Here is a 26,702-nt window from a genome sequence, read left to right on the forward strand (position 1 = left end):
CGCCGCCTCGCCCGACGCGAGCTCGGCCGCGCGGCGGTTGCGGGCGAGATGGACGGTGACCTCGGTATTGCGGTTGAGCACGATCCGCGACCCGTCCGCCAGCGCGACGACCCGCGTCGCGTCCGCCCCGGTGCGATAGGTTTCGCCCGATCCGCGCTCGAACTGCAGCGAGACCGCGCCGACCATCGCCGCGGCGGCCGCGGCCGGCAGCCAATAGCGATATCGGCCGAACCGCGCCGCGCGCCGCGCGCTTAGCTCGATCACCTCGGCGGCGGGCTCGGCCGCCTCGAGCTGCGGCAGATCGTCGCTCTCGATCCAGAGGCGCTCGACCGCCGAATAAGCCGCCGCATGCGCCGGATCCGCCTCCAGCCAGTCCTGATGTTCGAGCCACACCGTCTCGTCGTCGCATTCCTGCAGCCGGACGAACCAGGCGACCGCCTCGTCACGCATCGCGTCGCTATAAACCGTTGGGGTCATGATAGTTGCTTTCCGAAGGACGACCCAGCCAGCCCCGATGACGAAGCCCGGCGGCCCCCACCGCAATGAAAATCGACACGGCCCGCGCTCATCGCCCGACCCTCGCGATCAGATGCTTGAGCGCGCGCATCATATGTTTCTCGACGAGGCTGCGCGAAACGCCGAGCTCGGCGGCAACCTCGCTGTGCGAGAGCCCCTCGAATTTGTGCAGGCGAAACGTCCGCCGCACCGGCGCGGGCAGATCGTCGAGCGCGGCGCGGATGCGGCGCAGGCGATCGCGCGCGATCAGCGCGTTGTCGGCGGGCACGTCCTCGCACACTTCCTCGCCATTGGCGACGAGGGTGCGGTTCACCCGGCGCCATTCGGCATCGCGCGCGGCGCGGCTGCGCTCCTGTCGCAGCCGATCGAGCATGACGTTGCCGCACAGCCGATACAGATAGGCGGCGGGATTGCGGACCTCGCCGACGGCGGGCTGGGATGCCACGCGAAGCCAGGTTTCCTGCACCAGATCCTCGGCCTCGGCCTCGCCGACGCGCGCCGCGAAATAGCGTAACAGGCTCGCTCTGCGCTGCATGAACGTGGACAATAGCAGATTGGATTCGTTCATCGGATCAAGCTGATGTCCCTCGCAAAGCCAGCCGTACGGCGCCGCCGTGCGGCTGTCGATTCCGCACGGCTTCGAGGAAAGACGGAGCGGACGCGCGCGCGCCTCACATCTTTTTGACCCCAGCTTGCGCGCCGCGGCGCCCGGGTCACCGGCACGCAAAATTTTCTTTGAGGTGGTTTCGTCGCGGCGCCGTCTCAAGCCTCGCAGACCGGCGACGAACGGGCTGCGCCAATCGCATTGCAAGGACAAGATTATGTTTTCTCGCTCGATTCCCGGCATCACCGGCGCGGCCGCCGTCCTGGCCTGCGCCTTTGCCGCGGCGCTTCCCACCGCTGCGGCGGCGCAGGCTGCGGGGGGCACTTATGCCGTGCTCCGTGCCGGGCCGCAGCTCGATGCGGATCTGCACATGAAGGGGGGGGACGCCACCGCGCCGTCGACCTTCCCCAAGGATGCCGATTTCAAGACCGGCCTCGTCGGCGAGATCGGGCTCGGCTATCAGCTCGGCGGGCTTCGCGTCGAAGGCACCGTCGGCTACGACAGCGCGGGCGCCAATCTCGATCGGCTCGCCAGCAAGCAGATGGCGGCGAGCGGGCGTCTCAAGACGCTGAACCTCGGCGTCGCGGCTTATTACGACCTCAATATGGGCGGCGGGTTCTCCCCTTATGTCGGTGGCGGCATCGGCGCGGCGCGCACCACGGCGCGGCTCGCGCGGATCAGCGCCGAGACGCCGACCGCGGGGATCGGCAGCACGATGAGGGGCAGCGACTGGGGCTTCCGCTGGCATCTCGATGCGGGCGTCGGCTTCGCGGTGTCGCCGGCGACCGTGCTCGAAGTCGGCGCGCGCTATTCGAAGGTCACCGGGCTGACCATCGACGGCACGATGCCCAATATCGCGGGCAAGTCGCTCGATCACGATTACAAGCCGCGCGCGACATCGACCTCTTTCCTGGTTGGCCTCAGGCAGAAGTTCTGAGTGCCGGATGCGTCCCGCCGCCCCCCCAGACAACTCCAGCGGCGGGACGCATCAAACTTGCCGGCGATTGAGGTGATCGATCGCCGGCTCCGTCTTTGCTCATGATCGCCGGGGGACAGCGCCGGCGGACGAGCGGGTCTTTCACAGCATCGGATGGTGAGATCGATGAACATGGTCGTTCCCGGATTCCGCAAGATGTGCCTTTCGGTTTCGATAATGGCCTATCTGTCGGGCGTGGTCGTCGTCGACGGCGCCGCTTATGCGCAGGATCGGCGCGGCTGGGGCGACGGCGGCTGGTCGCGCGACTGCAGCCGCTACGAGAATCGCGATTCGCGCTGGTGCCGCCACGAGCGCGACGACGAGCGCCGTCGTCGTGACGACGAGCGCGCCCGGCGCGAGCATGACCGGCACAAGAACGATGTCGCCAAGGGCGCGGTGGCCGGCGCGGTCGGGGTGCTCGTCGTCGGCGGGCTGGTCGCGGCGCTCGCCAGCAGCGGCAAGAAGGACAAGGAAAAGCGCGAACGCCAGCGTTACTGCGTCGCACGCTACGGCAATTACGACGAGCGCAGCGACAGCTATCGCGCAAGCGACGGCCGCTGGTATCCGTGCGAATGACCGCCGAGGCGGAGGAGCGCTGGCTGGCGATCGTCGCGCATGCGACGCGGCCGTTCTTTCGCTATGCGCGCTTCGCCGGGCGCGCCTCGCGCGACGAATTCCACTGGTTCCTGCTGGCCGCGCTGCTGGTGCTCGCGGCGGGCTATGCGCTCGACTGGCTGATCCTCGGATCGTCGGCTTGGACGAAGCCCGATTTCTTCCGGCTGGCGAGTTTCGCTTTGCTGGCGCCGCCGACGCTCGCGGTCACCGTGCGGCGGCTGCGCGATATTGCGGCGACGTCTCCGGCATCACCGCGCTTTCCGAAAGGTTAGGTTGATCCGCCGCCCGCCGAGCCGCGGGTGATCGCCGTCCTTCAACGGCAGGACGCCGTGGAAGCGCAGCCGCGCCGCGCCGCCCCACACCGCGACGTCGCCGTGGCGCAGCGCGAAGCGTTGCGCGGGATCGCCGCGCTGCTCGCCGCCGAACTGGAACACCGCGGGTAGCCCGAGCGAGACCGAGACGATCGGCTGCGCGAAATCGCGCTCGTTGCGATCCTGGTGGAGCGACAGCCGCGCGCCGGGAAGATACAAGTTGATCAGGCAGGCGTCGGGGCGAAAAGCCGGATAACCCGCCGCCGCTGCCGCCTGCCGGGCGAGATCGGCGAAGCATGCGGGCATCGCCGGCCAGCGCCGGCCCGTCGCCGGATCGAGCGCGTCGTAACGATAGCCCGATCGATCGGTCACCCAGCCCGTCGCGCCGCAACTGGTCGTCGCGACCGACATGCGGTGACCGCCCGGGGTCACCAGATGGCGGAAGGGCGCGGCAGCGGCGATCGCCTCGATCGCGGGGAGCAACGCGGCCTCGAACGGCAGCGCGAAGCCGCGCAGCAACATCGCGCCCTCGGCCATCGCGACGCGCGGCGGCTCGACCGGGGGCAAGGCGTCGAACAGATCAGCCACGGTCGGGCGATCCGATCGAACCAGGGTGCGGCATCGGGGTCATGACGACGGATGTGGGCATGCCGCGATCCTGCCGCCAGCGGCCGCACGATCCACCCCGATTCTTGCGATGTAACCGCGAGATAGTTTGCGGATGTTCGCAACCCGCAATTGGTCTAGCGTTCGGGCGTTCAACGGGAGGAAAAGTCACATGCATCTGTCGAAGCGCGCATTGATGGGCGGCATGCTTGCGCTTCCGGCGCTTTCCCGCCTCGCGGCCGCGGTGCCGGGGCGATATGCCGATCGCGACTATGACAAGGCGATCGTCATCGACGGGCTCGGCGGGCTTGCCGATCCCTATGGCAAGGAAGGCGACCCGCGGTTCAGCCCGCGCGCCTGGGCGGAGTTGAAACAATCGGGGGTCACCGCGATCCATTGCACCGTCAACGAGGTCGGCAACGATCCCGATGTCGCCGAGAAGACGCTGCGCAATATCTCCTCGCTCGAGCAGGCGATCACCGACAATACCGACATGTTCTGCCGCGCGACCAGCGCAGCGGACATTCGCGCCGCCAAGGCGGCGGGCAAGGTCGCATTGTTCTACGGCTTTCAGGATACCAGCGCGATCGGCGCCGATCTCAGCCGGATCGAGCTCTATCACGGGCTCGGGGTGCGGATCATCCAGCTTACCTATAACAAGCGCAACCTGTCCGGCGACGGGTCGCTGGAGGCCGCCAATGCGGGGCTTTCGGATCTCGGCCGGCGGACGATCGAGGCGATCGAGGCGCACAGGATCCTGCTCGATCTGTCGCACGGCGGGCAACGCACCGTCGCGGAAGCGATCGCGCATGCCAAGCGTCCGCCGATCATCAGCCATTCGGGGTGTCGCGCGCTCAACGACAATCCGCGCAACATCCCGGACGCGGAGATGAAGGCGCTTGCCGACAAGGGCGGGGTGTTCGGAATCTATTACATGCCGTTCCTCGCGGCGAACAGCAAACCGACCCGCGAGGATCTGCTCCGGCATTTCGAGCATGCGCTCCAGGTATGCGGCGAGGACCATATCGCGATCGGCACCGACGGGATGATCTTCAAGACCGTGATCGATGATGCCGCGCGCGCCGCGCAGCGCAAATTCTACGAGGAACGCGTGCGCAAGGGCATCGCCGCGCCGGGCGAGGGGCCTGACGTTTTCAACATCGTCGCCGATTATGACAGCAACATGCGGTTCCGTATGCTCGCGGACGATCTGGCGGCGCGCGGCTGGCCGGCGGCACGCATCGAAAAGCTGCTCGGCGGCAATCTGATGCGGCTCTATCGCGAAGCGTGGGGGGCGTGAGGCGTCACACCACCCATTGATCGAGATTCTCCGCCTCGCCGATCAGCGCGAGGCCGTGCGCGATCGAGGTCAGCTCGCCGCCGGAGGCGATACGTTCGTCGCCGAAGCGGCGGGTGAAGATCGCGCGGATCGCGGGGATCAGCGACGAACCGCCGGTCAGGAAGACGCGGTCGATCCTGTCCGCCGGCAGCGCGGCGCGGGCGAGCGCCTGGTCCATCGCCGCCTCGATCCGGCGCAGATCGGCGGCGATCCATTGTTCGAACGCGTCGCGGCGCACCTCGGCGGCGATCTCCACGCCCTCGCTGCTGAAGCGGAATTCGGCGTGCGGCGCGCTCGACAGCTCGCGCTTGAGCCGGCCGACCGCATCGTACAGCGGGAAGCCCTGTTCATGCTCGATCAGCGCGATCATCCGCCCGATCGGCGCGGGATCGACCGCGTCGCGCTGCAACCGGCGCAGCTCGTCGAGCGTGCGGCGGTTGCGCATCATCGCGAGCCGCGACCAGTCGGCGAAGTCGGCGAAATAGCCGCCGGGGATTTCGAGCAACTTGCCGAACGAGCGATAGCTGCCGCCCTTGCCGAGCAGCGGCAGGATAAGCTGGCTGACGATGCGCTGGTCGAACCGGTCGCCGGCGATGCCGACCCCGGCCGAGGCGAGCGGGACGCAGCGTTGCGCGGCGCCCGCCGCCGCGACGCGCACGATCGAGAAATCGGTCGTCCCGCCGCCGAAATCGGCGACCAGGATCATCGCCGGGCGGGTCAGCCGCGTCGCATAGCTGTGCGCCGCGCCGAGCGGCTCATAGACATAGTGCAGCTCGACGCCGAACTCTTCGAGCATCAGGTCGTAGCGCTGCCGGGCGAGTGCGGCGTCGGGACGCGCGCCGGCATATTCGACCGGGCGCCCGACGATCACGCGGTGCGGGCGTTGGTCGAGCCGCCCGCCGGCGTGTTTGACCAGTTTCTGGAGGAACAATCGCCCGAGATCCTCGAAGCGGAACGGGCGGTTGAAGATCAACGCGCGCTCGAACAACGGGCTGGCCGCGACGCTCTTGAACGATTGGACGAAGCGGCTGTCGAGCGAGGATTGCAGATATTCCTCGATCGCCCATGGCCCCGCCTCATGCGCGATGCCGTTCCAGCCCTTCTCGTCTTCCCAGAAGCATAAGGCGGAGCGGAACACCGCGTCGGCGCCACCGCCGGGACTCGAAAATTCGACGAGGTCCGAGCTGCCATTGCCGTCGGCCAGCGCGACGACGGTGTTGGTCGTGCCGAAATCGAGCCCGAGCGCGGTGGGCGTGTCTTTGCCTGCCATGTCGTGCTCCCGGCGCTTGGGTGGACGGCCGCCCGGCCGAAGGGCGCGGGGCTATGGCATGCGGCGCGCGGCAGTTCAATCGCCGCCGGCTCGCGTCATTTTGCCGGGGTGACCTTCATCTCGGCGACCAAAGCATCGACCGTCGCGGGTCGGGCGGGGAGGACGAAGCGCGCGGCGGGCTCGTCGACGGTCTCCATTTTGGTGAGCGTGAAGCGATCGGCCGAGGCGATCGGCGTCCCCAGCGCGAACAATTGCCGGTTCTGCTGCACCATTTCCGCCGCGCCGTTGCCGATCAGCGGGCGCATCATCACCATGCCGCTTTCGAGGAACGCCGCCAGCGCGCGGCCGACCGGCGCCAGCGCGGGATCGTGCGAAACGACCACCTCGGTCGCGGCATCGGGCTTTTCGTCGTCGAGTCCCTTGACCAGCCAGATTTCGCCCGGCACCCCCGCGACGGTTTTCGATCCGCCGCGCACCGCGTCGAGCGGGCTGGCCTTGATCGCGCCGCCCATCGCGCCGAACAGATTCTTGAAGATCGGCGGCATCACCCGATCGAGCGCCGCCGCGACATCGGCGACGCGGGCGACCTGCGGCTTTCCGTCGCGCGGCTTCACCAGATAGAATTGATCGCCGAGCATCAGCCCGTAATCGTCGCGCCCCGGCACCGAGACGCGCGCCGCCGCCCCGTCGTCGGCGATCTCGACCACCAGCTCCTTGGGCTCGCTGGTGCCGGCATAGGTCGCGCGGGTGCCCGCGGCGGCGGGCGATGCAACGAGCAGGATGCAGAGCGGCGCGAGCAGGCGGGTCATCGGTCCTCTCCCTCGGTTCGCTGCGTTATCCTCCCGTTGCGGCGCGCAGGCCAGCGCTTCTTGCGATTGGGGGCTGCGCAATCCCCGGCGGAGTCAAATATCTGTCATCACAGCCGATTATGACCGGGACTTCGGGGATGCGGGCCGGCGGCGTACCCCACCCGCGCCGCCAGCCCGCCGCTCCGGGAGCGCGGCCGTGCACCCCTCCCCGGTCCGGCCGCGCTCCTTTTCGCGACGGGAAGAACGGGAAGCGCGCCATGACCTCATCCGCCGACCAGCCGACCTTCGAAATGGACCGCATCAAGCGCGAGATCGCCGACAGCTTCGACGAGGAGCTGGAAATGGAGATCGACGAAAGCCGGCTCGAAACCATGTTCCGCGATCTTTCCGATCATCCCGAGCATGAGCAGCTCGACCGCCGCGTCTATTTCCGCGAGCTGTTCCGCCTCCAGCACGAACTGGTCCGGCTGCAGGATTGGGTCCAGCACAAGGGGCTCAAGGTGCTGGCGATCTTCGAGGGGCGCGATTCGGCCGGGAAGGGCGGCGCGATCAAGCGGATCACCCAGCGGCTCAACCCGCGGGTGTGCCGCGTCGTGGCGCTCCCCGCGCCCAACGAGCGCGAGCGCACCCAATGGTATTTCCAGCGCTACGTGCCGCACCTGCCCGCCGCGGGGGAGATCGTGCTGTTCGACCGCAGCTGGTACAATCGCGCCGGGGTCGAGCGGGTGATGGGCTTCTGCAGCGAGGACGAGGTGGAGGAATTCTTCCGCTCCGCCCCCGAATTCGAGCGGATGCTGGTCCGCTCGGGGATCATCCTGCTCAAATATTGGTTCTCGATCACCGACGACGAGCAGCAGTTCCGCTTCAACGTGCGGATCCACGATCCGCTCAAACAGTGGAAATTGTCGCCGATGGACGTCGAATCGCGCCGCCGCTGGGAGGATTATACCCGCGCCAAGGAGCTGATGCTCGAACGCACGCATATCCCCGAGGCGCCGTGGTGGGTGGTCGAGGCGGTCGACAAGAAGCGCGCGCGGCTCAACTGCATCTCGCACCTGCTGACGCAGATTCCCTATGAGGACGTGCGCAAGGCGTCGGTGGTGCTGCCCGATCGGGTGCGGCACAGCGACTATACCCGGCACCCGATCCCGCGGGACATGTACGTGCCCGAAGTCTATTGAGCGCTACCGGCGCATGAAGCCGAGGTAGCGCAGCAGCATATAGGTGGCGAGCGCGGCGCCCGCGGCGAGCATCGTCGCGAAGAAGGTGCCCGACAGCCCGGTCTGCAACGGCATCCCGCCGGTGTTCATCCCGAACAGCCCGGTGACGAAGGTCGCCGGCAGCATCAACGCGGTCATGATCGACAGGATGTAGAGATTCTGGTTGGTCCGCTGCGCCTCGCGGATATCGAGCTCCTCGCGCAGCAGCCGCAATTGCGCGATCACCCCCAGGATATCGCCGTCGAGCGACTGCAACCGCTGCGACAGTTTCTCGACCGTCGGGCGCAGCGGCTCGGGCAGTTCCTCATCCTCCTCGAGCCGCTTGAACACGTCCCACATCCCGCCGAGCAGGCGGTGGATCTGCGCGAGGCGGCGGCGGATTCCGATCAGGTCGCGGCTGGTCGGCGGGCGGCGGTCGTCGAGCAACGCGTCCTCGGCCTGCTCCATGTCACTGCCGAGCGTGCGACCGATCCGGCCGATGCTCTCGGCGATCGCGCCGACCACCAGATCGAGCACCGCGGCGGACGAGGCGAGATGCAGCCCGCGCGCGATGCGCTGCCGCGCGATGTCGAGCGAGCGCAGCGGGCGGGGGCGGGTGGTGACGATGAGGTCGCCGGCCAGCGCGATGCGCAGCGCGCCGATCCGGCCGCTATCCTCCTTGTCGAAATCCTGCTCGAAATCCTGCAGCACGCAGCCGACCACGCCGCCCTCGATCACCGCGCTCTGATAGGTGTCGCGGCTGAGCAGCATGTCGCGGATCGCCGGGGGCAGCGGCGCCTGTTCGATCCAGTGGCGCGTCCCGTTGTCCGACAGGCTGAGGTGTAGCCAGCGCAGCCCGCCGGTGTGCGGGGCGTCGCAGCGCGCGACCTCGACCGGGCCGTGGGGGGTGAAATCATAGCCCCAGATTAGGCCCGGGCGGACCCCGGACGGCAGCATCGAATCGAGGGCGGGCGCGGCAACGTCTTCATTCGCCGGCCCGTCCATCGATCAGATCAGGGCGGAGAACATCATATAGAGCGCGCCGGCGAGGACGATCGACACCGGCAGCGTCAGCACCCAGGCCATCACGAGATTGCGGATCGTGCTCATCTGCAGCCCCGAGCGGTTGGCCGCCATCGTCCCCGCGACGCCCGAGGACAGCACATGCGTGGTGGAGACCGGCAGCCCCAATTGGTCGGCGGCGAAGATCGTCCCCATCGCGACCAGCTCGGCCGAGGCGCCCTGCGCATAAGTGAGATGCGACTTGCCGATCTTCTCGCCGACGGTGACGACGATCCGTTTCCAGCCGACCATCGTGCCGAGCCCGAGCGCGATCGCCACCGCGACCTTCACCCAGGTGGGGATGAAGCGCGTTCCCGCGTCGAGCGACGCCTTATAGGTGCCGATCGCGGCCTTTTCGCCGTCGCTGAGGCCGGCGGCTTTTTCCTTGCCGAGCCGCTTCAGCCCTTCCGAGGCGAGATACATATCGTTGCGGACGTTCTCCACCGCGGCGGCGGGAACCTTGGCGAGCGAGCCGTAGCTGGCGACCTGGCGGTCGATATCGCGGACCAGCACCGCCATCGCGGGCTTGGTCGTGGGCTGATAATTCTTGTCGGCGATATAGGCGGTGACTGCCTTGCGCGCGTCGACCACGCTGAGCGCGTTGCCCGGCGCATCGTGCAGCGCGGCGCTCGCTCTTTGCGCATTGGCGTGGAATTCGGCGGCGTATCGCGCCGGCACCGCGCGGTTGAGCGCATAAGCGGTCGGCACGGTGCCGATCAGGATCAGCATGATCAGCCCCATGCCCTTCTGCCCGTCGTTCGAGCCGTGCGCGAAGCTCACCCCGGTGCAGGTGAAGATCAGGAGCGCGCGGATCCACAAGGGCGGGGGCAGCCCATCCTTGGGCTCCTGATAGAGCGCCTTGTTGCGGATCAGCAGCTTGGCCGCGAGGAACAGCAGGGCGGCGAGCCCGAACCCGATCAGTGGCGAGAAGAGCAGCGCCTGGCCGATCTCCGCCGCCTTCGACCAGTCGACCCCGGCTGTGCCGCTCTTGCCGTGCATGATCGCATTGGCGACGCCGACCCCGATGATCGACCCGATCAAGGTGTGCGAACTGGAGGAGGGGATGCCGAGCCACCAGGTCGCGAGGTTCCAGATGATCGCGGCGATGAGCAAGGCGAAGACCATCGCGAAGCCTGCGGTGGATCCGACCTGGAGGATCAGCTCAACCGGGAGCAGCGAGACGATGCTGAACGCGACCACCCCGGTCGACAGCAGCACGCCGAGGAAATTGAAGAACCCCGACCACACCACCGCGACATGCGCGGGCATCGCATTGGTATAGATGACCGTCGCGACGGCATTGGCGGTATCGTGAAAGCCGTTCACGAATTCGAAGCCCAAGGCGATCATCAGCGCGATGAAGAGCAGGATGAAGGGCAGGATCGCCAGCGTCTGCACCCCGGCCGCGCTCGCGTCGAGATAGATGCTGTAGCCGACATAGCCGATCGCCGCCGCGACGATCGCGGCGAAACCGACGCGCCCGGCGCGGCCGAGCCCCTGATCGAGATCGGGCCGGAGAGGTTGCTCATGCGTTGCGAGAGTCGCGCTCATCACCGCTGCTCCAACTAATTCGCCGTCCCAGCTAGGCGTGGGGCATGACAATGATGTGACGGTGCGTGCATTTCGCGCGGGCGCGGATTGGCCTTCTGTCCCAGGCTGATACGGTGCGCGCCGCTTGCGGGCCACCGCGAGGATGCCTATGCGACGAGCCTCGCGAACACTATCCACCCCGCTTCTCAGGCCATCAACGAGCACGCAGGACTGACAGGATGGCGACGGGCCTCGAAGGTGTCTTCCTCCAGCATCGCGCGCAATTGCTCCGCTTTCTCCAGAGCCACGGCGCCGGCGAAGCGGCGGAGGATCTGCTGCAGGAAGTGTGGCTGCGCGCCGCGCGTGCGCAGGCGGGGCCGATCGCGCAGCCGCTGGCCTATCTGTATCGCGTCGCCAATAACCTGATGCTCGATCGCCACCGGTCGCAGCGGCAGGCGGCGATCCGCGAGCGCGACTGGAGCGATGCGACCGGCGCGACCGCGCCCGGCCGCTCGGACGAGCCCGCGGGGGAGCGCGTGCTGATCGCGCGCGAGACGCTGGCGCAGGTGCAGGCGACGCTCGCCGCGCTCGGCCCGCGCGTCGAGCAGACCTTCCGCCGCCACCGGCTCGACGGCGTGCCGCAGCGGCAGATCGCGGAGGAACTGGGGGTGAGCATCAGCACCGTCGAAAGCGACCTGCGCAAGGCGACGAGCGCGCTGGTGAAGCTCAGGAGCACATGGGATGAGGGTTGAGGCGATAGTCTCCGTCTTAGGGGCGGAAACATGACGAACCCGATTGAACCCGATCCGATGACGGACGAAGCGATTGCCTGGGCAGTGCGCGTCGGCGACCCTGCGTTCGACGACTGGGAAGGGTTCGAACGCTGGCTGGCGGCCGATCCGGCGCATGCCGCGGCCTATCATGCGGCGAGCGCGGCGGAGGCCGAGATGGTCGCGCTGCTCGCCGCCGAGCCGAAGGCCCGCCCGTTGCCCGATCCGGCCCCGGCGCCGGTTGCGCGCCCGGCGTGGCGTCGCTGGACGATCCCCGCGGCGGCGGCGCTGGCGGCGGCGGTGGTCGGCACCGTCGCGGTCGAGCGGCAGATGCGGCCGTCGGCGCCGGTGGTGTACGAAACCGCGGCGGGCGCGCATCGCACGGTCGCGCTGGCGGACGGCAGCAGCGCGATCCTCAACGGCGCCACCCGGCTCGAAGCGAGCGGCGACGATGCGCGCAGCCTCACCCTGGTCCACGGTCAGGCGACCTTCACCGTCCGACACGACGAGGCGCATCCGTTTCGCGTCGCGGTCGGCGGGGCGAGCGTGGTCGATGTCGGCACGCGCTTCGATATCGTGCGCGACGCGCGCGAGACGCGGATCGCGGTATCGGAGGGCGCGGTCGACTGGCAGCGCGACGGCAATTCGGTCCGCCTGAACGCCGGGCGGTCGCTGCGCGTCGCCGACGGATCGTCGCAGGTCGAGCTGGCGGATGTCGCGCCCGATACGGTCGGCGGCTGGGCGCAGGGGCAGCTTTCGTTCGACGGCGTGTCGCTCGCCGAGGCGGCGGCGGACCTGTCGCGGACCCTGGGCACCGCGGTCGCGGTCGACGCCGCGCTGGCGCATCGGCCGGTGCGCGCGACGGTGCGGCTCGACGGTGGCGCGGCGCGGGTCATGCCGCGCTTCGCCGCGCTCACCGGGTTGCGCGCGGTCCGCGACGGCGCGGGCTGGAGGCTCGCCGCATCGCCGTGATCCGTCGCGTCGCGCCCTTGCTGTTGCTCGCGCTCGTCCCCGCGTCCCCGGCGCTGGCGGGGCAAGGCTATCCGCTCGACCTTCCCGCCGGCCGGCTGGGTGAGGTGCTGAGCGTGCTCGGGCGGCAGGCGAAGGTCAGCGTCAGCGTCGATGACGCGAGCATCTGGCAGCGCCGCGTTCGCGCGGTGAAGGGCGTCTATTCGGTGCCCGAAGCGGTGCGGCACATGCTGGGGGACAAGGTGGAGGCGGTAGCGGTCGAGCCCGGCGTCTGGCGCATCCGCCCGGCGCGCGCCAGACCAGCGCCGCGGCCGAGGCCACGCCCAGCGCCGCCGCCCGCCGACCGGCCCGGCGAGGGCGATACGGTCGTCGTCGTCGCCTCCAAGCGCGACATGCGGCTCGGCGATTATGCCGGCAGCGTGTCGGTGGTCGAAGGGAGCGACATCAATTTCGGCGGGGTGGGGGGCACCGATGCGGTGCTTTCCCGGCTGGCCAGCATTTCCTCGACCTATCTCGGCGACGGCCGCAACAAATTGTTCATCCGCGGGATCGCGGATTCGAGCTTCACCGGCCCGACCCAGGCGACGGTCGGCCAGTATTTCGGCGACATCCGGCTGACCTACAATGCGCCCGATCCCGATCTCAAACTCTACGACGTGCAATCGGTGGAGGTGCTGGAGGGGCCGCAGGGTACGCTCTACGGCGCGGGGTCGCTCGGCGGGATCATCCGCATCGTTCCCAACGAGCCCGCATTCGGCGCGACCTCGGGGTCGGTCGCCGCGGGCGTTTCGGCGACCCAGCACGGCGCGCCGAGCGGCGATATCGCGGGGACGCTCAACCTTCCCGTGCTCGGCGATCGCGCCGCGCTGCGCCTCGTCGGCTATGGCATCAGCGACGGCGGCTATATCGATAATCCGCTGCGCCGGCGCGAGGACATCAACCGCACCACCACCGCCGGCGGGCGCGGCGCGCTGCGCGTCGATCTCGGCGGCGGCTGGCGCGCGGAGCTCGGCGGGGTCTATCAGCGCACCGAGGGCGACGACAGCCAATATACCGATGCCGGCGCGCCGCGGCTGGTGCGCAACAGCGCGGTCGCCGAGGGGTTCGACGCGAGCTATGCGATGGGCGAATTCATCCTGTCGCGCGATTTCGGCAAAGTACGCTTCCGCTCGACCACCGCGGGGATCGCGCAGACGCTCGACGAGCGTTACGACGCGACCCCGCCGGGGGGCGCCGCGACGGTTTTCCGCCAGCATAATCATACCGAGCTGATCAGCAACGAGACGCGGCTGTGGCAGCCGTTGGACGACCGTTTCGGCTGGCTGGTCGGGGCGAGCTACGTCCACAACCGCACGTTGCTGACGCGGTCGCTCGGCGCGCCCGACCGGCTCGAGCCGGTGACCGGGGTGGAGAATCGCGTCAGCGAATTCACCTTCTACGGCGAGGCGAGCTATCGCCCGGTGCCGTGGCTGATCGCCACCGCGGGCGCGCGGGTGTCGCGCGCCATGCTGTCGGGCGAGGCGCACGACCCGGTCCCCGTCTTCAATGCGGTGGATCTTCTGGCGCGTGCCGCGATCGTCGCGGATCATGACGAGACCAAGATGCTGCCGTCCTTCTCGCTGCTCGCCAAGGCGACGGCGAAACTGTCGGTCTATGCCCGCTATCAGCAGGGGATGCGCCCGGGCGGGCTGACGCTCGACGGCGATTTCGTCCGCCGCTTCGCGGGCGATCGGGTCGAGACGGTCGAGGGCGGGTTGCGCTACGGCGATCCGCGGCACGACGCATTCGATGTCTCGCTGGGCGTGTCGCATACCGACTGGCACGACATTCAGGCGGATTTTCTCGACAGCGCGGGGCTCCCCTCGACCGACAATATCGGCGACGGGCGGATCTGGTCGGTCGCGGCCTCGGCCGGCTGGCGCCCGGTCCGCGCGCTTCGGCTCGATGCCTCGTTCGCGTTCAACGACGGCAGGGTCACGCAGCCGAGCGTCGCCTATCGCGCCTTCCTCGCCGCGGCGGCCCCGCGGCCCGATATGGACGGGATCGATCGCATCCCCAATGTCGCACGCTTCACCGCGCGTGCCGGGTTCGACTGGCAGCATCCGCTGCGCGACGATCTGACGCTGCGCATCGCGGGCTGGGCGCGTTATATCGGGCCGTCGCGGATCGGGGTCGGCCCGGTGCTCGGCGGCGAACAGGGCGATTATGCCGATAGCGCGCTGACGATGCGCGTCGGGACGCCGCGGCTCGGATTGGTGCTGGGCGCGACCAACCTGTCGGACAGCATCGGCAATCGCTTCGCATTGGGCACGCCGTTCGTCACCGGGCGGTCGCAGATCACCCCGCTGCGCCCGCGCACCTTCCGGCTGGGGGTCGATTTTTCGTTCTGACGATCAAGGCGGCTTCGGATCGGCTCCGTCTTGAGGGCGGACGATCAGGAGAAACCGCCCCGTGAATTCCCAAGTCGACGTGAAACGGATGCGAGAAGAGCGCGCGCCCGCCGAGCGCGAGCCGCTGCCCTTTCCGAACCGACGCGCCAGCGCCGAGGCCGCGGCCGAGCCCGAGGCGCCCAAGGCGCCGTCGTGGCTCGCGCGGCTGCTGCGCCGGCCCCTGTTCATCGCGGTGGTGCTGGTGCCCAATATCCTGGCGCTGGTCTATTTCGGGCTGATCGCCACGCCGGTCTATACCTCCACCGCGACGCTGATCGTGCTCAACCCGAAGCAGAACGGGCCGAGCCTGTCGTCGCTCCTGTCGGGCGCGTCGGGCGACAGCTCCGAACAGGGCGGCTATATCCTGCGCGAATATTTCCGGTCGTGGGATGCGTTTCGCCGCGTCGAGAAATCGATGAAGCTCGCCGATAATTTCAGCCTCGCCGATCCGGTGAGCCGCTTCGGCGGGGTCGCGACGATGTTCCGGACGAGCGATCTTGCTTTGTGGCGCTATTTCCAGAAGCAGGTCGATGTCGATATCGAGCAGAAGAGCGGCATCGTCACCGTCAACGTCAATGCCTATGACCCCGGCTATGCCAACGGCCTCGCGCGGCAATTGCTCGCCCAGGCGATCGCGCACATGGACGCGATGAACGCGCAGCAGCAGGGCGATGTCGTGCGCAGCGCGGCGCAGCGCAAACAGGCGATCGAAGCCGCGCTCCAGCGCGATCTCGCCGCGCTCGCGCAATTCCGCAACCAGACGGGGACCTATGATCCCAAGCAGCTCTATCAATCCAACCTCGAGCTGATGAACAGCCTCGCGCTCAAGGCGGCCGAGCTCAAGTCGCAGCGCGACGCGATCGCGCGCGCGACCCCCAACAACCCGCAGGCGGACAATCTCGACACCGCGACGCAATCGGTGCGCGGCGATCTCGCGTCGACCGCGCGCAGCTTCCCGGAAATGGCGCGCAGCTCGTCGCGCTACGAAAAACTGCTGGTCAGCCGCGATACCAACATCACCTTGCTCGGGCAGGCCAATCAGGCGCTGCAACAGGCGCAGGCGAGCGCCGAGCAGAATCGCTATTATCTCAACGTCATCAGCAACCCGTCCGAGCCGCGCACGCCGGAGAAGCCGTATCGGCTGGCGTGGATCGCGGGAACGTTGCTCGCTAGCCTCCTGTTGTGGGCCTTGCTGCGATGAGCGCGCTATTCCGCACCGCGGGGCTCGCCGCGCTGTCGCTCAGCCTCGCCGCCTGCAGCACGCTCGCTGGCGGCGGGCCGTCGGCCCATACGATCCGCAAGACCCCCGAGGTCGAGATCGTCGCGGTCACCCCGGAGCAGGCCGCCGCGGCGCAGGCCGCCGCCGCTGCGGATCGCGAGCGTGCGCTGGCGGCGGCGCTCGGCCGCCTGAGCGCAGCGCCCGAGCGTGCGCCGTTCCGCTTCGCGCCGGGCGACGTGATCGATGTGACGATGTGGAGCTATGCCGCGCTCCCCGGCGGTGGTGCGCCGTTCGGCGGCGGGCCGGGGGCGACCCCGCTCGGCAGCTTCACCGTCGCCGACGACGGCGCGGTGCTGCTGCCTTATGCCGGGCGGCTGGCGCTGGCCGGCTATACGCTGGAACAGGCGCAGCACGCGATCGCGCAACGCTATGCCAGCCAGCGCGTGCTGCAAAAGCCGAGCGCGACGGTGCGGCTCGCCGCCTCGCCGCAGAACGACATCCTCGTGACCGGCGCGATCGGGCATCCCAGCCGCGTCGCGTGGAGCCCGGGCGGGCTGACGCTGGCGCAGGCGATCACCCAGTCGCTCGGCGACGGCAATGCGACGCTCGGCGCGGGCGATCTTTCCGCGACGCGTGCGGCGGTGCGCGTCTCGGTGGTGCGCGGCGATGCCGCGCCGGTCGAGGTGCCGATCGCCGCGGCGTTCGAGCAGCGCATCGCGCTTCGGCCCGGCGACCGGGTGATCGTGCGCAAGGCGCCGATGGTCGAGGTGACCGTGCTCGGCAGCACGCGCAAGAACGGCGTGCTCGGCTTCGCGCGGCAACCGGTGCTGGCCGAGGCGGTGGCGGAGGCCAACGGGCTCGACAATAATCTCGCCAATGATCACGCGGTGTTCGTGCTGCGGCGGCGCGCGGCGGCGAAGCCGGTGCTCTACGAATTCGCGTGGAAGCGCGGCGACGGGCTGATCGCGGCGGATCAATTCCCGCTCGAAACCGGCGATGTCGTCTATGTCGCCGAGGCGCCGATCGTCTCGATCCAGAAGGTCGTCGGGCTGCTGTTCCAGGTGACGCTCCCGGTGCAGGTGCTGCGCTAGATGAACGCGCCGTTCGAACTCTATCTGCGCCATCTGTGCTTTCATGCGCAGCCCGACGGCGGCGTGGGGAATTGGGCGGAGCTGCGCCGGCACCTCGACGACGACGGGACGCCGCCGCTCCAGCCGCCGCCGCGCCGCCGCCCGATCGCGACCCCGCAGCTCGATCTGTCGCTCAAAGGCAATTTGCGCAGCAAGCCCTTCGCGCGCGGCGAACAGCGCGGCTGGCAGCGCGTGGTCGAATATCGCCAGCGGGTCAGCCTCGCGCTGACGATCGCGACGACGGGGGCCATCCTCTATCTCTCCGCGATCATGCTGCGCGCGCAGCAGATGCCGGAGGCCGCCTTCTGGCTCTATCTGCTCGTCTACGGGACGATGACCTTCTTCCTGTGCGCGAATTTCTACAAGATGATGCTCGGCACCTGGTATATGCTGCGCGGGCCGAAGGGGAATCCGTGGCATCCGGCGCATCGCGCGCGCGATCCGCTGCCAACCGTGCGGGTCGCGATCGTCTATCCGGTCTATCATGAGGATGTCGACCGCGTCGCCGCGGGGATCGCCGCGACCTGGGAATCGATTGCGACCAAACATCCCGGCTTCGCGCATCATTTCGACAATTACCTGCTCTCCGACAGCCGCGATCCGGCCTATCGCATCGTCGAGGAGGAGGCGGTGCAGCGGCTGCGCGAGGCGCTGCCCGAGGGGCGGTTCTTCTATCGCTGGCGGCTCAGCAACGCCAATGCGAAAATGGGCAATATCAGTGATTTCTGCCGGCGCTGGGGCGGCGATTACGATTATATGCTGGTGATGGACGCCGATAGCGTGATGGACGGCGACGCGGTGGTCGATCTGTTGCGGATGATGGCCGGCAACGATCGCATCGGTATCCTCCAGACCAATCCCACCCCGATCCTGCGCACCAGCCTGTTCGGGCGGATGCAGCAATTCGGCGCGCGGCTCTACGGCTCGGTTTTCTCTTACGGGCTGCAGGCCATGTATATGGGGAATGCGAGCTATATCGGGCATAATGCGATGATCCGCATGGCCCCGTTCGTCCGCCACGCGATGCTCCCCACGCTTTCCGGCCCCAAGCCGTGGGGCGGCAAGCCGATGAGCCACGACATCATCGAATCCGCTTTGGTCGCGCGCGCCGGCTACGAAGTGTGGTTTCTCGCCGATACCAAGGGCAGCTATGAGGAGATGCCCGCCAATATCCTCGCCTTCATCATCCGCGAGCGGCGCTGGATGCAGGGCAATCTCCAGCATCTGCGCTTCGTCTTCCTGCGCGGGTTGCGCTCGATCCACCGCGAGACCTTCATCAACGGATCGATGGGCTATCTCTCCGCGCCCTTATGGGCGTCGTTCCTGGTGATCTCGGTATTCGGAATGCTCAACTTCCTGCATTACGGGCTGCTCGGGCTCGGCAGCCTGAAGATGATCCAGATGCCGATGCTGATGCTGCTGATCTCCTCGCTCGTCTTCCTGTTCATGCCGCGGCTGATCGCGGTCGGCATCCATATCGCGCAGCATCGCGCGCGCCTGTTCGGCGGCAAGGACAAGCTCGTCCTGTCGGTGCTGCTGGAAACCTTGTTCTCCTTCTTCTTCTCGCCGCTGATCATGATCTGCATCACGCGCTTCCTGTGGATGTTCGTGAAGCGGCGGAGCATCGCCTGGGGGACGCAGGCGCGCGGTGACGAGCCGCTGACGATGGAGATGTGCGTGCGCCATTTCGGCTGGATCAGCGCGCTCGGCACCGCCTGCCTCGCGGCGATGATCTATTCGATCAGCCATGTGCCCTGGACCCAGACGATGCTGCTCTCGGCAATGTCGGGCGGGCTGGTCGAGCCGATCGACCTGCTGATCTGGTTCTCGCCGGTGCTGCTCGGCTTCACCTTCGCGATCTGGATCGCGGCGATCACCAGCCGGACGTTCGACGGGGTGGCGGCGCGGCGGCTGTTCGCGATCCCTGAGGAGATCGAGACCCCGCCGGTGGTGCGTGCGGTGCTGCATTGGGAGGCGCGCTTCCGCGGGCTGCTGCCCGACGTCACCGCCCCCGATGCGGTGATCGCCGATGCGCTGCGCGATCCGCGCTTCTATGTCCTCCACCGCCGCGAGACGCGCGCGCGGCCGCAGGTCGCCGAGGCGTTGCTGGGCAAGATCGACGCGGTCGAAAAACTCAGCCGCGACGAGCTGATGGCCGCGCTGTCGGAGCGGCGCTGCTTCGACGAACTCCACACCGCGGCGGTCGCGGGGCGCGAGCGGCGCTGATTAGGCGCTATCCGGGCAACCCCATCGCCGCCGCGGCGATGGTCTTCATCGCGGCACGGCTCTCCTCGGTGGCGGACAGGTTCGACAGCAAGGCAATCCCCGTCCGGCGTGCGGGATCGACATAGGCCATCGTGAACACGCCCGGATCGCCACCCCAATGATTGGCGAGCGGCCTGTCGCCGAGTGCGGATTGTTGCCATGCGAGGCCTTGCCCGCTGAGCCACGCCGGGAGCCTGGCCGGGCGCTGCATGTCGAGCATCGCGGCGACTGACGGCGCGCTGACGATCCGTTGTTCCGCCGCCATGCCGCGATTGGCGGCGATCGCGACGAGCCGGGTCAGGTCGCCGATCGACGCCCGGATCATGCCGGCAGGCCAGTCCGGAAACCCCACCGGATCGGTCGCGGCGACCTTGCCGTCGACGACGTCATAGGGGGTGACGCGCAACGTCGCAGGCGTGTCCGCGATCGTCCACGCGATCCGGCGCAGCCCCATCGGCCGGAAGATATGCTCGTCGATCTCCCGGCGCAGATCGCGGCCGGCGATGCGAGAGCTGAGATGGCCGAGCAGGCCGTAGCCGATATTGCTATAGTCCCATGTGGTGCCCGGCGCGGATTTCAGGTTGCCGTTGCCGGCATAGCGCCCGCCTTTCGTCAGATAGGCCTTGAGCAGTTCCTCGAGCGGGAGGCGCGCGTCATGCCCGCGCTCGCGAAGGTCGATGTCGTAATAACGCGCGTCCGAAATGCCCGAGACGTGCATCAGCAGGTGACGGAAGGTGATCGCCGAAGCGCCCTTGCCGAGGATCGTGAAATCGAGATGGGGCGCAATGGCGTCGTCGAGCGCGATGCGGCGCTGATCGACAAGGCGCATGAAGGCGAGCGCGATCACCGTCTTCGTCACCGAGGCGATATGGAACATGCTGTCCCGCGTGACGGGGCGGCGGTGCGCGACATCGGCGAGCCCGTAGACGCGCGTGGCGGTCACCCGGCCGTTCTGCGTGATGCCGAGCGCGAGCCCGGGGATCGACGCCTTCGCCATTTGCGCGGCCACGAGGTCGTCGAGGCGGCTCGCCGCTAACGCCGGTCGCGCGAGCATCGCCGCTGCCGTCAGCGCGCCGCCGCCGATCAGCGCCCGGCGCCGGGAAAGCAGGAGACGATCGACGGTCATGCTGGCATTCTCCACCGATTCTTGAATATGTGTAGGCGCCTACATTAATTCGCGGCGGATGAGAACAGGAGAAGTGAATGAAGGAAGCGAATGACTATCCCGCGAAAATGGGCGGCGCCGCGCTCGGCGCCCGGCTGAGGCGGCTGAGCGCCGCGATCGATGCCGATGCGGCACGGGTCTATGCCGCGGCGGGCGTCGCATTCGAGCAGCGCTGGTTCGGCGTGGTCGATCAGCTTGCGCGAAACGGCCCGATGGCGGTCGGCGCGCTCGCCGATGCGCTGGGCATCAGCCACGCCTCGGTCAGCGAAACCCGCCGCTCGCTCGAGGCGGCCGGGCATATCCATGTCGTCACCGACGGCAGCGACGGCCGCCGCCGTGTTCTTGCCTTATCGGCGCAAGGCCAGGCGCTCGTCGATCGACTGGGTTCGCTCTGGCGCGCGTTCGACGATGCGGCGTCGGCGCTCGATCAGGAGGCCGGCGGCGTCACGGCCGCGCTCGATCGATTGGACGAGGCGCTCTCCCGCCGCTCGCTCCGCGAGCGGATCTACGACGCGATGGCGTAATCTCCGCTGTGCCGGTGCCGACGACCGCATCGTTCCGCGCTTGGCGCCGAAGGATGAAACATCCTATGGTTGGACGGTGATTCACGACCTGCCCGTGGGAAGAGCCTTGCGCCGCTACCGGCGGCTGAACGGGGTGAAGCAAAGCCATGTCGCCGACCTGCTCGAGGTCACGCAGGCGACCGTCTCGCGCTGGGAAAGCGGCGCGCACGAGCCGGAGGCGGCGCATCGCGACCGCATCGTCGCGATGATCGCGGCGCGCGCCGACAATGACGGCGACGCCGCGCTCAGGCGGCTCATCGAAACCTCGACGCTCCCCGTCCATCTGGTGTGCGATACCACGCATCGCCTGCTTGCGGCGTCGCCGGCGCGCAAAGCGCAATGGGGCGGGGCAGGGGATGCGTTGCTGGGCCGATCGCTCTGGCGGTTCGCCAGCGCGGAGATCATCGCGGCGGAGGAAAGCCTCGCGCGCCGCGGCTGGTATGAGCGGCCCTTCCAGCGGCTGCGCTTTTCGACCGGGCATAACGGCAGCGACGAGGTGCCGGTCCTGCCCAGCCTGATGCAATGGGAGACCGTGCCGCTGGCGGACGGGCTGATCGGCCGCATCACGACGACGCTCGCCTGAGCGCGTATCTTTTATTCGTGGCCCGCGCGCGACATCGCCGCTAGCCGCGGCGCGTGACCCGACAATGGCCCTCTATCATCATGCTCTGGCTGATCGGCGTTCTCGCGGCGGCGCAATTCGCGCGGATGGCGGTCGTCGCGCCGCTGATGCGGACGACGCTGGGGCTCACGCTTTCGCAGGCCGGCTGGCTCATCTCGCTGCTCGAAGTGGGTGGAGCCTTGTTCGGCTTCGTCGCCGGCCTCGCGCTCGCCCGGGTCAGCGTTCATCGCTTCCTGCTGCTCGGGCTCGCCATTCTGGCGGGCACCGGCCTGGTCGAGGCAATCGCGACGGGCGCGACCACATTGTTCGTCGCGCGCGCGGCGGAGGGCATCGGTTATCTCTTCGTGGTGATCGCCGCGCCGACCGCGATCGCTGCGACCGTCAGCGACGCGATCCGCCCGCGCGCGCTCGCGCTGTGGAGCACGTTCGTTCCGGTCGGGATCGCGGCGGGGGCGGCGGTCAGCGGATTCCTTTTGACCGTTACCAGCATGCGGGGGACCGCGCTGGTCTGGGTTTCGCTCATCGTCGCGAGCGGCGTGCTGGTCGCGCGCTTCCGCATTGCCGACTCGGCGATCCACGCGATCAGATTGCCCGCGCCCGCCGCCTGGGTATCGACCTTCGGCTTCGGGCTCTACACGATCTTCATCAGCGCGCTGACGATGCTTTTGCCGAGCTTCCTGATCGAGCGGGCCGGGGCGACGATGAGCCAGTCCGCGCTGTCCGCCGCCTGCGCCTCGCTCGGCGTGCTGCCCGCCACCGGGGTCGCGATGCTGGTGATGCGGAACGACCGCATGAGCGCGCGCCGCAGCGCGACGATCGCCGCGGTCTCGCTGCTCGCGACGGTGCCGTTCGTTCTGGCGCTTTACCGGATCGACGGTCTCGCTCTCCTGACCCGCGCGGCGCTTGCGGTGCTTGCGGTGACGGTGAGCGGCCTCGTCCCGCCGATCGTCTTCGCCCGGCTGCCGCAACTGGCCGGCGCCACCATGCCGGACGACCCGCGGATCGCCACCGCCAACGGCCTGATCACGCAATTCGGCGCCGGCGGCGCGCTGATCGGGCCGCCGCTCGGCGGGCTGATCGTCGGCTGGTCGGGGTGGAGCGGGCTGGGCGTCGCCGCGAGCCTGTTGCTGATCGCGATGCTCGCGGCGTTCGTCCTCGCCGAGACGATCGGGGCGGGCGCGGCGCGCCTGCCGATCGGCTATGCCGCGCCGAAATAATCTTCGTTGCGCATATCCTCGAAGGTGGTCGGCCCGGTCGGGTGCCAGCCGAGCTCGGCGCGGGTGATCGCGCTCGACGAGGGATTGTCCATCTGCGCGAACATCGCGAACCAGCCGAAATAGTCCGCCGCTTCGTCGGGCGCGATCGCGCGCAGCGGCACCCCCAGTCCCTGCGCGATCACCTCCATCAGGTCGCGCATCGCCAATCCTTCCTCGGCCACCGCATGATAATTGCGCCCGGCGCGCCCTTTCTCGATCGCCAGCCGATAGACGCGCGCGGCATCGTCGCGATGGCACGCCGGCCAGCGGTTCGCGCCGTCGCCGACGTAGGCGGCATAGCCTTTGGCGCGCGCGATCTGGATCAGGATCGGGACGAAACCGTGATTGTGCGGGCCGTTGACCTGCGGCAGCCGTACGACCATCGCGCGGATGCCCTTGTCGACCAGCTTGTGCGTCGCTTGTTCGGACACACGCGGCATATCCGGGGTGTCGGGGCGCACCATATCCTCGGTGGCGAGCTGGCCCTGCGCCACCATGCCGGTGCCCGATGTCGTCACGATCGGCTTGTCGGTCCCGGTCAGCGCCTCGCCCATTGCAGCGATCGCCGCCGCATCGACCCGGCCGTTCTCGGCGAAGGTGCTGAAATCGTGATTGAAGGCGAGATGCGCCACTGCATCGGCGCGTTTGGCGCCGCGGCGCAGGCTGTCCAGATCGGTCAGATCGCCGCGGAGCGGCTCGGCCCCCAGCGCGCGCACCGCCGCCGCGCTGGCATCGGATCGCGCGAGGCCGATCACCTCATGCCCCGCGGCCACCATGTCCTTCACCGCCGCCGATCCGACATAGCCGCTCGCCCCCGTTACGAAGATACGCATATGATGCTCCTGATTGCGCGAGGCCGGTCGGCCCCGCGCCGGAGATGGGAAATGGCATCCGGACGATCCATGCGCTATCGTCCACACTTTCTTGGAGATCGTCCGGAATGGACCCCTTGTCCGACGTCATTTCGCTGCTTGAGCCGCAAAGCTATCGCGTCGGCGGGTTCGATATCGGTGGCGACTGGTCGATCCGTTTCGGCGCGCATGACGGGATCAAATGCTATGCGGTGACCGCGGGCGAGGCGTGGCTCGCGGTAGAGGGCGGGGGTGACCCCGTGTTCCTCAAAGCCGGCGATTGCTTCCTGCTGCCGCGCGGGTTGCCGTTCCGCGTCGCCAGCGACCTCGCCTTGCCGCCCGATGACTGGCGGCGCCATCTGCCGGGGCGCGGCGACGGCACGCTGGCGACGATCAACGGCGGCGGCGGGGCGACGATCATCGGCGGGCATTTCACGCTCGCCGGGCAACAGGCGGCGATGCTGCTCGGGATGCTGCCGCCGATCGTTCATCTGCAAAGCGAAACCGATCGCGCCACGCTGCGCTGGGCGTTCGAACGGATGCGGCAGGAACTGAGCGACCCGCGGCCGGGCAGTTTCCTGATCGTCCAGCAGCTTGCCTATATGATCCTCGTCCAGGCGCTGCGGCTTCACCTCGATACCGGCAAGGGGGTGGGGTGGCTGTTCGCGCTGGGCGATCGTCATATCGGGGCGGCGATCGCGGCGATTCACCGCGAGCCGGCGCGGCGCTGGACGGTGGCGACGCTGGCGGCCGAGGTCGGGATGTCGCGCTCCAGTTTCGCGGCGCGGTTCCGGCAATTGGTCGGCGACGGGCCGATCGACTATCTCACGCGGTGGCGGATGCTGCTCGCCGGGCGCAGCCTGTCGCGCGGCGAACGCGTTGGCGCGGTCGCGCGCGCGCTGGGGTATGAATCGGAGAGCGCGTTCAACACCGCCTTCAAGCGCGTGATGGGCGCAACGCCACGGCGGCATGCGGCGCGATCCGCGGCGGAATAAGGCGGCGCGTCGGGGAGTGTCACGATAGCGTCATTGGTCATCCAGGGGCCGCGTCATGACCGATCCGCACCGCCGCCGTTCGTTCCGCCGCTTCGTTTCCGGGCTCGCCGCCGCGCTGGGTGTAGCGTCCGGCCCGGCCGGCGCGGTGTCGCCGCAATCGATTGCGCCCGATGCCGCGCCGCCGGCGTGGATCGCTTATGCCGGGATCGTGTCGGAGGCGGTGCGCGCGCGGCTGACCGGCGACGACCCCGCCGCGATGCGGCTGACCGACGATATCGCGCGATTGCCCGGCGCAGATCCCCAAGAGGGCATCACGCTCAAGGTCGCTTTCTGGATCGACGCCAGCGGCCGGATCACGCGGATCGAGCACGCGCCTTTCGCGCAGCATCCGGCCAATGACGACCTCCAGACGCTGCTGGTCGGGCTGACCTTGGCGCAATCGCCGCCCGAGAAGATGCTGCTCCCGCTGCGGCTCGCGATCCGCATCAAGCCGAAACCGCGCACGATGCCCGCGTCGCCCGACAAAAAATAGCGGACGTCGCCGCCAGGCGTGGAATGTGGCGCGCGGCGTCCGCCGAAGCGACCCGGTCTCGGGGAGGGGAAAGCGACCGGGCCGACGGGGGTCATTTGAAGGTGTAGCGCACCCCGACTGCGAAGGTCCGCGGGAGCAAGGTGGTGCCGAGATTATATTCGGTCGCATTGCCGACATTCTCGTAGCGATAATAATTCTGCTGCTTCGATTTGGTGAGGTTCACCGCGTCGAAGGTCACGCCGAGATCCTTGGTGACCGAATAGGTCAGCTGGAAATCCAGGCTCCGCTCGGCCTTGCGCCAGATGTCGATCGGATTGGCGAACAGCGCGGCTTCCTTGCTCTGGATGAAGCCCTTGCGCCAGATGTACGACAGCCGCGCGCCGATCGGGCCGTGATCATAGGCCAAGGTCGCATTGTACGAGACGTTCGATACCCCGAAGAAGGGCGCGGTGCTCTCGCCGACGATCTGCCCGGTGGCCGAATCCGCTTCGGGGATATTCTGATGCGAATCGAGCAGGGTGAGGCTGCCGACGAAGCCCAGCCCGTTGAGCGGCCCCGGCAGATAGGTCGGGAAATAGGTGAGCCCGAGCTCGACGCCCTTGAGCACGCCCTTCGACGCATTCACCGGGCTGTTGATGATGAAATAGTCGGTCGGGCCGGCGGTGATCCCGTTGTTCGGGATATAGCGCCGCGACGGCAGTGTCACGACCAGCCCGTCGACGTCGCGGATGAAGCCGGTGGCATAGATCGCGCTGCTGCGATCGAAATACCATTCGAGCGCGAGGTCGTAATTGCGCGAGACGGTCGGGCGCAGATTGGGGTTGCCCGCCGACCCGCTGCCGTTGCCGGTGCCGGTGAGATCGCCGGTCAGATTGTAATTGGGGTTGAGGTCGCTGAAGTTCGGGCGACGCAATGTCTCGCCGTAATTGAACCGCAGATGGAGCCGGTCGGTCAGATCGTAGCGCGCGGTGAAGCTCGGCAGGAACCGGTCCGAATGATTGGCCGATGCGGTCGGGGTGGGGTTTTCGGCATAGCGGTCGGTGAACGAGAAATGCGTCGAGACGGTGGTATAGCGCACCCCGGCCTCAAGCTTGAGCGG

26 protein-coding genes are annotated in these 26,702 nt (G+C 68.3%); 16 read left to right on the top strand and 10 right to left on the bottom strand.

Annotation, left to right across the window (positions count from 1 at the left end):
- Positions 1-477 (bottom strand): FecR family protein (locus BGN95_RS18210; protein ID WP_286773562.1); only part of this gene is annotated, 477 nt, incomplete at its 3' end.
- Positions 478-565: 88 nt separating this feature from the next.
- On the bottom strand, positions 566-1,084 hold the full coding sequence (locus BGN95_RS18215; RefSeq protein WP_286773563.1) for an RNA polymerase sigma factor: 519 nt from the start codon (positions 1,082-1,084) through the stop codon (positions 566-568).
- 253 nt (positions 1,085-1,337) lie between these two features.
- Here BGN95_RS18215 and BGN95_RS18220 point away from each other — a divergent pair, with 253 nt between their 5' ends.
- The 3 genes from BGN95_RS18220 to BGN95_RS18230 all read left to right on the top strand — a co-directional run bounded on the left by BGN95_RS18220 (position 1,338) and on the right by BGN95_RS18230 (position 2,983).
- A complete protein-coding gene (locus BGN95_RS18220; RefSeq protein ID WP_179514427.1) occupies positions 1,338-2,057 on the top strand; it encodes an outer membrane protein in 720 nt (239 codons plus the stop codon).
- A gap of 165 nt (positions 2,058-2,222) precedes the next feature.
- Positions 2,223-2,672, top strand: coding sequence for a hypothetical protein (locus BGN95_RS18225; protein ID WP_286773564.1), 450 nt, complete (start codon positions 2,223-2,225; stop codon positions 2,670-2,672).
- A complete protein-coding gene (locus BGN95_RS18230; protein WP_286773565.1) occupies positions 2,669-2,983 on the top strand; it encodes a DUF805 domain-containing protein in 315 nt (104 codons plus the stop codon). Before BGN95_RS18225 ends, BGN95_RS18230 begins: the two co-directional genes overlap by 4 nt.
- Here BGN95_RS18230 and alkB read toward each other — a convergent pair.
- Positions 2,960-3,610, bottom strand: coding sequence for a DNA oxidative demethylase AlkB (gene alkB / locus BGN95_RS18235; protein ID WP_286773566.1), 651 nt, complete (start codon positions 3,608-3,610; stop codon positions 2,960-2,962). The genes BGN95_RS18230 and alkB overlap by 24 nt on opposite strands.
- A 190-nt stretch (positions 3,611-3,800) precedes the next feature.
- Between alkB and BGN95_RS18240 the strand changes: the two genes are divergently transcribed.
- Positions 3,801-4,928 (top strand): dipeptidase, encoded by a 1,128-nt coding sequence (locus tag BGN95_RS18240; protein ID WP_265311690.1) that lies wholly within the window; start codon positions 3,801-3,803, stop codon positions 4,926-4,928.
- A gap of 4 nt (positions 4,929-4,932) precedes the next feature.
- On the opposite strand, the gene BGN95_RS18245 is transcribed toward BGN95_RS18240, so the two are convergent.
- Both BGN95_RS18245 and BGN95_RS18250 read right to left on the bottom strand, forming a co-directional pair.
- The gene (locus BGN95_RS18245) at positions 4,933-6,237 is read right to left on the bottom strand and encodes an Hsp70 family protein (RefSeq protein ID WP_286773567.1); all 1,305 of its coding nucleotides are present in this window, start codon (positions 6,235-6,237) and stop codon (positions 4,933-4,935) included.
- 95 nt (positions 6,238-6,332) lie between these two features.
- On the bottom strand, positions 6,333-7,046 hold the full coding sequence (locus BGN95_RS18250) for a hypothetical protein (protein ID WP_286773568.1): 714 nt from the start codon (positions 7,044-7,046) through the stop codon (positions 6,333-6,335).
- A 257-nt stretch (positions 7,047-7,303) separates the two neighbouring features.
- Here BGN95_RS18250 and ppk2 point away from each other — a divergent pair, with 257 nt between their 5' ends.
- Positions 7,304-8,227, top strand: coding sequence for a polyphosphate kinase 2 (ppk2, locus tag BGN95_RS18255; RefSeq protein WP_286773569.1), 924 nt, complete (start codon positions 7,304-7,306; stop codon positions 8,225-8,227).
- A 3-nt stretch (positions 8,228-8,230) separates the two neighbouring features.
- On the opposite strand, the gene BGN95_RS18260 is transcribed toward ppk2, so the two are convergent.
- Positions 8,231-9,250 carry a CorA family divalent cation transporter gene (locus BGN95_RS18260; RefSeq protein ID WP_265311682.1) on the bottom strand — a complete coding sequence of 340 codons (1,020 nt, stop codon included), beginning with the start codon at positions 9,248-9,250 and terminating at the stop codon, positions 8,231-8,233.
- A gap of 3 nt (positions 9,251-9,253) precedes the next feature.
- Positions 9,254-10,858 (bottom strand): inorganic phosphate transporter, encoded by a 1,605-nt coding sequence (locus BGN95_RS18265; protein ID WP_286773570.1) that lies wholly within the window; start codon positions 10,856-10,858, stop codon positions 9,254-9,256.
- 218 nt (positions 10,859-11,076) lie between these two features.
- On the opposite strand from BGN95_RS18265, the gene BGN95_RS18270 reads away from it, so the two are divergent.
- From BGN95_RS18270 to mdoH, 6 genes are all read left to right on the top strand, one after another.
- The gene (locus BGN95_RS18270) at positions 11,077-11,589 is read left to right on the top strand and encodes an RNA polymerase sigma factor (RefSeq protein ID WP_286773571.1); all 513 of its coding nucleotides are present in this window, start codon (positions 11,077-11,079) and stop codon (positions 11,587-11,589) included.
- 30 nt (positions 11,590-11,619) lie between these two features.
- Positions 11,620-12,579, top strand: coding sequence for a FecR family protein (locus BGN95_RS18275; protein WP_286773572.1), 960 nt, complete (start codon positions 11,620-11,622; stop codon positions 12,577-12,579).
- Entirely contained in the window at positions 12,576-14,966 is a 2,391-nt protein-coding gene (locus BGN95_RS18280; protein ID WP_286773573.1) for a TonB-dependent receptor, read from the top strand. The genes BGN95_RS18275 and BGN95_RS18280 overlap by 4 nt, the downstream gene beginning before the upstream one ends.
- A gap of 61 nt (positions 14,967-15,027) precedes the next feature.
- A complete protein-coding gene (locus BGN95_RS18285) occupies positions 15,028-16,206 on the top strand; it encodes a KpsE/RkpR family capsule polysaccharide export protein (RefSeq protein WP_265311677.1) in 1,179 nt (392 codons plus the stop codon).
- A complete protein-coding gene (locus BGN95_RS18290; RefSeq protein WP_286773574.1) occupies positions 16,203-17,315 on the top strand; it encodes a polysaccharide biosynthesis/export family protein in 1,113 nt (370 codons plus the stop codon). Before BGN95_RS18285 ends, BGN95_RS18290 begins: the two co-directional genes overlap by 4 nt.
- Positions 17,316-19,580, top strand: a complete 2,265-nt coding sequence (mdoH, locus tag BGN95_RS18295) for a glucans biosynthesis glucosyltransferase MdoH (protein WP_286773575.1) — start codon at positions 17,316-17,318, stop codon at positions 19,578-19,580. It abuts the gene before it with no gap.
- Positions 19,581-19,587: 7 nt separating this feature from the next.
- On the opposite strand, the gene BGN95_RS18300 is transcribed toward mdoH, so the two are convergent.
- The gene (locus tag BGN95_RS18300) at positions 19,588-20,745 is read right to left on the bottom strand and encodes a serine hydrolase domain-containing protein (protein ID WP_286773576.1); all 1,158 of its coding nucleotides are present in this window, start codon (positions 20,743-20,745) and stop codon (positions 19,588-19,590) included.
- 77 nt (positions 20,746-20,822) lie between these two features.
- Here BGN95_RS18300 and BGN95_RS18305 point away from each other — a divergent pair, with 77 nt between their 5' ends.
- From BGN95_RS18305 to BGN95_RS18315, 3 genes are all read left to right on the top strand, one after another.
- Positions 20,823-21,308: a MarR family winged helix-turn-helix transcriptional regulator gene (locus tag BGN95_RS18305; RefSeq protein WP_286773577.1), complete on the top strand. Its 486-nt coding sequence runs from the start codon at positions 20,823-20,825 to the stop codon at positions 21,306-21,308.
- A 106-nt stretch (positions 21,309-21,414) separates the two neighbouring features.
- The gene (locus tag BGN95_RS18310) at positions 21,415-21,930 is read left to right on the top strand and encodes a helix-turn-helix domain-containing protein (RefSeq protein ID WP_265311672.1); all 516 of its coding nucleotides are present in this window, start codon (positions 21,415-21,417) and stop codon (positions 21,928-21,930) included.
- 80 nt (positions 21,931-22,010) lie between these two features.
- Complete coding sequence (locus BGN95_RS18315) at positions 22,011-23,186, top strand: MFS transporter (protein WP_286773578.1); 1,176 nt, start codon at positions 22,011-22,013, stop codon at positions 23,184-23,186.
- On the opposite strand, the gene BGN95_RS18320 is transcribed toward BGN95_RS18315, so the two are convergent.
- A complete protein-coding gene (locus BGN95_RS18320) occupies positions 23,168-24,058 on the bottom strand; it encodes an SDR family oxidoreductase (RefSeq protein ID WP_286773579.1) in 891 nt (296 codons plus the stop codon). The two genes, BGN95_RS18315 and BGN95_RS18320, sit on opposite strands and share 19 nt — an antisense overlap.
- Positions 24,059-24,165: 107 nt before the next feature.
- On the opposite strand from BGN95_RS18320, the gene BGN95_RS18325 reads away from it, so the two are divergent.
- Complete coding sequence (locus BGN95_RS18325; RefSeq protein ID WP_286773580.1) at positions 24,166-25,071, top strand: AraC family transcriptional regulator; 906 nt, start codon at positions 24,166-24,168, stop codon at positions 25,069-25,071.
- Between the two features lie 55 nt (positions 25,072-25,126).
- On the top strand, positions 25,127-25,603 hold the full coding sequence (locus tag BGN95_RS18330; RefSeq protein WP_286773581.1) for a hypothetical protein: 477 nt from the start codon (positions 25,127-25,129) through the stop codon (positions 25,601-25,603).
- 91 nt (positions 25,604-25,694) lie between these two features.
- On the opposite strand, the gene BGN95_RS18335 is transcribed toward BGN95_RS18330, so the two are convergent.
- A partial coding sequence (locus tag BGN95_RS18335) for a TonB-dependent receptor domain-containing protein (protein ID WP_286773582.1) occupies positions 25,695-26,702 on the bottom strand: 1,008 nt, incomplete at its 5' end.

The organism is Sphingomonas sp. 66-10, assembly GCF_001897045.1.
In the GTDB taxonomy this organism is placed as follows: Bacteria; Pseudomonadota; Alphaproteobacteria; order Sphingomonadales; family Sphingomonadaceae; genus Sphingomonas; species Sphingomonas lycopersici.

Bases quoted from the DNA above. Each gene is read 5' to 3' on its own strand.
- mdoH (WP_286773575.1), top strand. From the start codon at position 17,316: ATGAACGCGCCGTTCGAACTCTATCTGCGCCATCTGTGCTTTCATGCG.
- BGN95_RS18305 (WP_286773577.1), top strand. From the start codon at position 20,823: ATGAAGGAAGCGAATGACTATCCCGCGAAAATGGGCGGCGCCGCGCTC.
- BGN95_RS18220 (WP_179514427.1), top strand. From the start codon at position 1,338: ATGTTTTCTCGCTCGATTCCCGGCATCACCGGCGCGGCCGCCGTCCTG.
- BGN95_RS18225 (WP_286773564.1), top strand. From the start codon at position 2,223: ATGAACATGGTCGTTCCCGGATTCCGCAAGATGTGCCTTTCGGTTTCG.
- BGN95_RS18300 (WP_286773576.1), bottom strand. From the start codon at position 20,745: ATGACCGTCGATCGTCTCCTGCTTTCCCGGCGCCGGGCGCTGATCGGC.
- ppk2 (WP_286773569.1), top strand. From the start codon at position 7,304: ATGACCTCATCCGCCGACCAGCCGACCTTCGAAATGGACCGCATCAAG.
- BGN95_RS18320 (WP_286773579.1), bottom strand. From the start codon at position 24,058: ATGCGTATCTTCGTAACGGGGGCGAGCGGCTATGTCGGATCGGCGGCG.
- BGN95_RS18265 (WP_286773570.1), bottom strand. From the start codon at position 10,858: ATGAGCGCGACTCTCGCAACGCATGAGCAACCTCTCCGGCCCGATCTC.
- BGN95_RS18260 (WP_265311682.1), bottom strand. From the start codon at position 9,250: ATGGACGGGCCGGCGAATGAAGACGTTGCCGCGCCCGCCCTCGATTCG.
- BGN95_RS18245 (WP_286773567.1), bottom strand. From the start codon at position 6,237: ATGGCAGGCAAAGACACGCCCACCGCGCTCGGGCTCGATTTCGGCACG.
- BGN95_RS18230 (WP_286773565.1), top strand. From the start codon at position 2,669: ATGACCGCCGAGGCGGAGGAGCGCTGGCTGGCGATCGTCGCGCATGCG.
- BGN95_RS18290 (WP_286773574.1), top strand. From the start codon at position 16,203: ATGAGCGCGCTATTCCGCACCGCGGGGCTCGCCGCGCTGTCGCTCAGC.
- BGN95_RS18270 (WP_286773571.1), top strand. From the start codon at position 11,077: ATGGCGACGGGCCTCGAAGGTGTCTTCCTCCAGCATCGCGCGCAATTG.
- BGN95_RS18330 (WP_286773581.1), top strand. From the start codon at position 25,127: ATGACCGATCCGCACCGCCGCCGTTCGTTCCGCCGCTTCGTTTCCGGG.
- BGN95_RS18250 (WP_286773568.1), bottom strand. From the start codon at position 7,046: ATGACCCGCCTGCTCGCGCCGCTCTGCATCCTGCTCGTTGCATCGCCC.
- BGN95_RS18315 (WP_286773578.1), top strand. From the start codon at position 22,011: ATGCTCTGGCTGATCGGCGTTCTCGCGGCGGCGCAATTCGCGCGGATG.
- BGN95_RS18325 (WP_286773580.1), top strand. From the start codon at position 24,166: ATGGACCCCTTGTCCGACGTCATTTCGCTGCTTGAGCCGCAAAGCTAT.
- BGN95_RS18240 (WP_265311690.1), top strand. From the start codon at position 3,801: ATGCATCTGTCGAAGCGCGCATTGATGGGCGGCATGCTTGCGCTTCCG.
- BGN95_RS18275 (WP_286773572.1), top strand. From the start codon at position 11,620: ATGACGAACCCGATTGAACCCGATCCGATGACGGACGAAGCGATTGCC.
- BGN95_RS18215 (WP_286773563.1), bottom strand. From the start codon at position 1,084: ATGAACGAATCCAATCTGCTATTGTCCACGTTCATGCAGCGCAGAGCG.